4 protein-coding genes and 1 pseudogene are annotated in these 4,335 nt (G+C 66.1%); 2 read left to right on the top strand and 3 right to left on the bottom strand.

From position 1 onward, the window contains the following. Positions 1-386 (bottom strand): annotated as a pseudogene (pntA, locus tag DIE06_RS37340) (NAD(P)(+) transhydrogenase (Re/Si-specific) subunit alpha); the annotation flags it as partial. A gap of 138 nt (positions 387-524) precedes the next feature. Here pntA and DIE06_RS37335 point away from each other — a divergent pair. Next, on the top strand, positions 525-773 hold the full coding sequence (locus DIE06_RS37335; RefSeq protein ID WP_124665697.1) for a hypothetical protein: 249 nt from the start codon (positions 525-527) through the stop codon (positions 771-773). A 76-nt stretch (positions 774-849) separates the two neighbouring features. On the opposite strand, the gene DIE06_RS37330 is transcribed toward DIE06_RS37335, so the two are convergent. Beyond that, positions 850-1,440, bottom strand: coding sequence for a dimethylsulfonioproprionate lyase family protein (locus DIE06_RS37330; protein ID WP_124665696.1), 591 nt, complete (start codon positions 1,438-1,440; stop codon positions 850-852). A gap of 20 nt (positions 1,441-1,460) precedes the next feature. After that, positions 1,461-2,018 (bottom strand): hypothetical protein, encoded by a 558-nt coding sequence (locus DIE06_RS39365; protein ID WP_260433902.1) that lies wholly within the window; start codon positions 2,016-2,018, stop codon positions 1,461-1,463. Positions 2,019-2,404: 386 nt separating this feature from the next. On the opposite strand from DIE06_RS39365, the gene DIE06_RS37320 reads away from it, so the two are divergent. Then, the gene (locus tag DIE06_RS37320) at positions 2,405-4,195 is read left to right on the top strand and encodes an acyl-CoA dehydrogenase (protein WP_124665695.1); all 1,791 of its coding nucleotides are present in this window, start codon (positions 2,405-2,407) and stop codon (positions 4,193-4,195) included. Positions 4,196-4,335: the final 140 nt, after the last annotated feature.

The raw sequence follows: 4,335 nt of genomic DNA, 5'->3' as shown, positions 1-4,335 counted from the left end.
GCGCGCGACAGCGTGCGCGGCAGCGAATCGATCGCCAGCACCGTGGCGCGCTTCGCGGCCAGCTGCTGCATCAGCTCCGGGTTCTGCGCGGGCCACACGAAGCCGATCAGCGTGCCGCCCTCGCGCATCAGCGCGACTTCGTCCGCGCTCGGCGGACGCACCTTGAACACGATGTCGCTGCCGGACCAGAGCTCGGCCGCGGTGGCGGCGATGCTCGCGCCGGCCGCGCGGTACGTGTCGTCGTCAAAGTTCGCGCCGGCACCGGCGCCGCTTTGGACGGCCACCGAAAATCCCAGCTTGATCAGTTTCTCGACCACTTCGGGGACGGTCGCAACGCGCCGTTCGCCGGTGGCTGTCTCCAGAGGAATCCCAATCTGTAATGTCATAGTGTGAAAGATGGGTGATGGCCATCGCGATGCGCTCGGGCCGGTGCGTCAAGGTACCAGAATCATGTGTGTGTTTAGTGGCTCGCGCGAGGGTTCGCGTTGAAAATCGTACGACCGTTCGCTGGGCGCGAATAGAGTATGCCCCATAACGACGGCGCCATCGAGGATGCAAAATGCTTCGCGCGCGTCTTCCGTCGCACTGTTGTGTTTTATCCACGCGCGAACTCGATCGCGTCGGCCGAACGGACGTGGACGAGGCGGCCGGACCGTCGCGGCAGGGGGGCGGCGTTGCTGCGCGAGCGGGGCGGCGCGCGGCCGGATCGCATGGGGTTCACGTGGCAGGTTTCTCTTGCGGGTGCCCATGCGCTCGATTGCGATCCGCGGTAATCCAGACCGACCGGCAGGTCAATGGCGGACCACTGACCGCGGGCGGCCCGGCCGGCACGACGCGCCGATCGTCGGATCAATTCAGCAGGCACCAGATCGCGAGGAACGGCGCGTCGCCGGAGCGCATCGCATGCAGCCCGCCAGGTGCGTTGTGGATGCCGCCGCCGATCCCGGGATCGAACCATTCGCCGTTTTTCTGGCGGAATTCACCGGCGGTCATGAGCACGTACGCTTCCTCCGGCGCGTGACCATGATCCGGATATCTGACGTGGGGCATCATCAACGAGAAGCCGAGCTGAATGTCGTCACGGCTTTCCGCGCCGCCCGGCCCGCAGATCATCCCGTTCACGTGCCCGTCGATGTAGTTCGGACTGCCGTCCTTTCCCGACGTGCGGCGCGACCAGCCCACCTCGGGCTCGAGCGACTTGATCAGTTGCGCGACGGTGGCGAACGTCGGGTTGACGCGCGCGACCGACTCGAGCGCCCGGTCGAGCCATTCGCATGCCGGGTATCGCACCGCGTTGCGCAGGCCGTTATCCGACGTCTCCTGCAGCCGCGCGAATACCTTCGGTGCGAACGCACGTGCGTCGGGGGGAAGCTTGTCCGACTGAAACAGATCGCCGGCGATCCGGACGAAATCCGCGATGTTCTTCGGGCGTTCACTCATGCTGGTCTCTGCTCCCGCGGTCAGCTGGCTTGACGAGTCCAAAGTCTACGCAGAAACGCGCGGGTCCGGATACCGAAAAAGGCGGCCGATTTGGCACCGGCCGCCATGCACGCGCCGCGCAACTCCGCGTCGAGATCCAGACCGTCCCAAACGTGCTCGCTGCTGTGGAACTCCCACGCGACGATGCGGCCGGTGGCGAACACCATCACGTAGCGTGCGGGGTTGCGCCCGGCCCACACCTGCATGTTCGACGTATCGGTCGCGTATCGAATGTTGACCGGGTCGTACAGCAGGATCGCCGGGACCTTGTGCGCGAGCAGCTGTTCCTGAACCCGGGCCAACCGGTATGTGCGTACGTCGCGCAATACCGGATCCTTGCCATACTGATTGATAGCACTGCTTACATCATGGAACGGGGCGACCGCCATACCGTGCCTCCTGGAATCGTTCCGAAGGTACGTTTGCCGGGAATGCGGCGTGCGTGCGCCGGCGTCCACCCGCAACTCGAAGCGCCTGATGCCGAGCGCCACGTCGACGACGCGGCAGCACGCCCGCATCTGCGGCTCGCCGCTCGCCATGGATTTTCCCGTGCTGTCCCCGTGCCGCGGACTTCGCTGTGCGGTGAGTATTGGTGTGCGCCAAAACACAGTCAATGTGCTTTATTTTCGGGTCGCCATTACATTAGGTCATGCGTGACGTGCGTTCGCGCGGATAGTGGCTCGGCGGTAACGGCCAGGCCATTGGCGCCTGATCTCCCGCGTGCCGTGTCGGCCGAATCGAGGGTTAACCCCCAATTCCCGGCACGCATCGCGTGGCCGGTTTTGTCACCATGTGGGCCGGATATGACAATGGAAATCCGCCGGCGCGGCATTACGATGGGTCATGACGTCGCCTGGTGCTGGCCGGTTTTGCCGCAGCCGCCCGGGCCGCGCGCCTCATTCACCGCCTGATTGGAACATCGACCATGAGCTATAACGCCCCTGTCAAGGACATGCTGTTCGTGCTGAAGGAACTCGCGGGCATCGACACCGTTGCGCAGTTGCCGGGTTTCGAGGAAGCCGGCTACGACACGGCGCAGGCCGTGCTCGACGAATCCGCGAAATTCTGCGGCGAAGTGCTGGCGCCGCTGAACGTCGAGGGCGACCGCAACCCGAGCAGCTGGAAGGACGGCGTCGTGACGGCGACGCCCGGCTTCGGCGCGGCGTTCCGCCAGTTCGTCGAAGGCGGCTGGCAAGGTCTGCAGCATCCGGCCGAATACGACGGCCAGGGGCTGCCGAAGCTGATCGCGACGCCGTGCATCGAGATGCTGAACGCAGCGAACCTGTCGTTCGCGCTGTGCCCGCTGCTCACCGACGGCGCGATCGAGGCGCTGCTGACGGCCGGCACCGACGAACAGAAGCAGCGCTACGTGCCGAAGCTGATCTCGGGCGAATGGACGGGCACGATGAACCTGACCGAGCCGCAGGCCGGCTCGGACCTGGCGCTGGTGCGCTCGCGCGCCGAGCCGCAGGGCGACGGCACGTACAAGGTGTTCGGCACCAAGATCTTCATCACGTGGGGCGAGCACGACATGGCGGACAACATCGTCCACCTGGTGCTCGCGCGCACGCCGAATGCGCCGGAAGGCGTGAAGGGCATTTCGCTGTTCATCGTGCCGAAGTTCCTGGTCAACGAGGACGGCTCGCTCGGCGCGCGCAACGACGTGCACTGCGTGTCGATCGAGCACAAGCTCGGCATCAAGGCGAGCCCGACCGCGGTGCTGCAATACGGCGACCACGGCGGCGCGATCGGCTACCTGGTCGGCGAGGAGAATCGCGGCCTCGAATACATGTTCATCATGATGAACGCCGCGCGCTTCGGCGTCGGGATGCAGGGGATCGGCGTGGCCGACCGTGCATACCAGAAGGCCGCGGAATTCGCGAAGGAGCGCGTGCAAAGCCGTCCGGTCGACGGATCGGCCAGGCAGTCGGTGACCATCATCCACCACCCGGACGTGCGCCGCATGCTCGGCACGATGCGCGCGCTGACCGAAGGCGCGCGGGCGCTGGCCTATGTGGCCGCCGCGCACAGCGACATTGCCCACCGCCATTCGGACGAGGCGACGCAGGCGCGTCATCAGGCAATCTACGAATATCTGGTGCCGGTCGTGAAGGGCTGGAGCACGGAGATGGTGAACGACGTGGCGAGCCTCGGCGTGCAGGTGCACGGCGGGATGGGCTTCATCGAGGAAACCGGCGCCGCGCAGTACTATCGCGATGCGCGGATCCTGGCGATCTACGAAGGCACGACCGCGATCCAGGCGAACGACCTGGTCGGCCGCAAGACGATGCGCGACGGCGGCGCGGTAGCGAAGGCGCTGATCGCGGAGATCGGCGACACCGTCGCGGCGCTCGGCAAGGTCGACGGCGCGGCGGCCGCGTCGATGAAGGTGCAGCTGGAGAAGGGCGCGCGTTCGCTGTCGACCGTGGTGGACTACGTGGTCGCGAACGCGAAGCAGGATCCGAACGCGGTGTTCGCGGGCAGCGTGCCGTACCTGAAGCTGGCGGGCGTGGTGCTGTGCGGATGGCAGATGGCGCGCGCGCTGCTGGCGGCGCACGCGAACCGCGCGAGCGATACGGCGTTCTTCGATGCGAAGATCGCGATCGCACAATGCTATGCGGAGCACGTCCTCGTGCAGGCAGGCGGGCTCGAAGCGTCGATCGTCGGCGCGAAGGGCAACGAGAGCGTGCTCGCGTTGACGGAAGACCAGTTCTGACCGTAACGGTCGGGGCGCAGGAGGAGACAGGATTTTGACCACACAGGACTTGCTCGCGCAGTTCGGCCCGCGCGAATCGATGGAATACGACGTCGTGATCGTCGGCGGCGGCCCCGCCGGGCTGTCTGCGGCGATCCGGC

Source organism: Burkholderia sp. Bp8998 (assembly GCF_003854235.1).
Taxonomy (GTDB): domain Bacteria; phylum Pseudomonadota; class Gammaproteobacteria; order Burkholderiales; family Burkholderiaceae; genus Burkholderia.
This window is presented reverse-complemented; position numbering and strand designations above follow the sequence as displayed.

Bases quoted from the DNA above. Each gene is read 5' to 3' on its own strand.
- DIE06_RS39365 (WP_260433902.1), bottom strand. From the start codon at position 2,018: ATGGCGAGCGGCGAGCCGCAGATGCGGGCGTGCTGCCGCGTCGTCGAC.
- DIE06_RS37330 (WP_124665696.1), bottom strand. From the start codon at position 1,440: ATGAGTGAACGCCCGAAGAACATCGCGGATTTCGTCCGGATCGCCGGC.
- DIE06_RS37320 (WP_124665695.1), top strand. From the start codon at position 2,405: ATGAGCTATAACGCCCCTGTCAAGGACATGCTGTTCGTGCTGAAGGAA.
- DIE06_RS37335 (WP_124665697.1), top strand. From the start codon at position 525: ATGCCCCATAACGACGGCGCCATCGAGGATGCAAAATGCTTCGCGCGC.